1 protein-coding gene is annotated in these 924 nt (G+C 47.7%); it reads left to right on the top strand.

What is annotated here, in order from left to right; translation table 11 throughout:
• Positions 1-49 precede the first annotated feature (49 nt).
• A partial coding sequence (locus ACH2DQ_RS01490) for a dihydrodipicolinate synthase family protein (protein ID WP_395025225.1) occupies positions 50-924 on the top strand: 875 nt, incomplete at its 3' end.

The raw sequence follows: 924 nt of genomic DNA on the forward strand, positions 1-924 counted from the left end.
AGTAACTGCTATCATAATTCAACAATATTCGACAAAGAGAGGGATAATCATGTCAAAATACGATGTATCACGTTTCAAAAATGTAACTGTTGCTTTAAACACTCCTTTTAACGCTTCCGGCGATATCGACCTGGATGCTGCAAAAAAACTGACCCGCTACTATATTCAGAAGGGTGTTAAGAGTTTGTATGTATGCGGCAGCACCGGAGAAGGCTTTCTGCTGGACAGCGATGAAAGAAAAAAAGTTGTGGAGGCCGTAACCCAGGAGGCCGGTGATGAAATGACTGTTATCGTACATGTAGGCTGTGCGGATACCCGTCATTCTCAAGAACTTGCAAAACATGCCGAAGAGGCAGGGGCTGACGGTACTTCCGCCGTACCAAGCGTCTACTATCATGTCAGTGAAGAAAGCGTCTACCGCCACTGGACAGCGATTACAGAAGCTGCCGACCTTCCTTTCTTTATTTATAACATTCCCCAGCTCACCGGATTTAACCTGTCCATGGGCCTATTCCACCGGATGCTTGAAAATGAGCGGGTTGCCGGAGTCAAGTGTTCTTCCGACCCCTGTCACGATATTTTAAGGTTTAAGCAGGCAGGCGGGGAAGACTTTATCGTATTTAACGGACCCGATGAGCAGTTTTTAGCCGGCAGACTGATGGGTGCAGATGCAGCCATTGGCGGCACCTATGGGGCTATGCCGGAATTATATTTAAAATTGGATGAACTCATCCGCCGTGGGGATATTGCTGCTGCCCAGAAACTGCAGGTAATGGTAACCATGTTCATTTACCGCCTGTGCTCCTTCCCCTCCATGTATGGAGCTTGTAAAACGATCATCCGAATGGATGGTGTGAACATCGGCGACCCACGCCTGCCATTCCTTCCGGTAGATGAAAAAGACCCTGAGATCAGAAAGCTGTA

It is taken from the genome of Robinsoniella sp. (genome assembly GCF_034124845.1).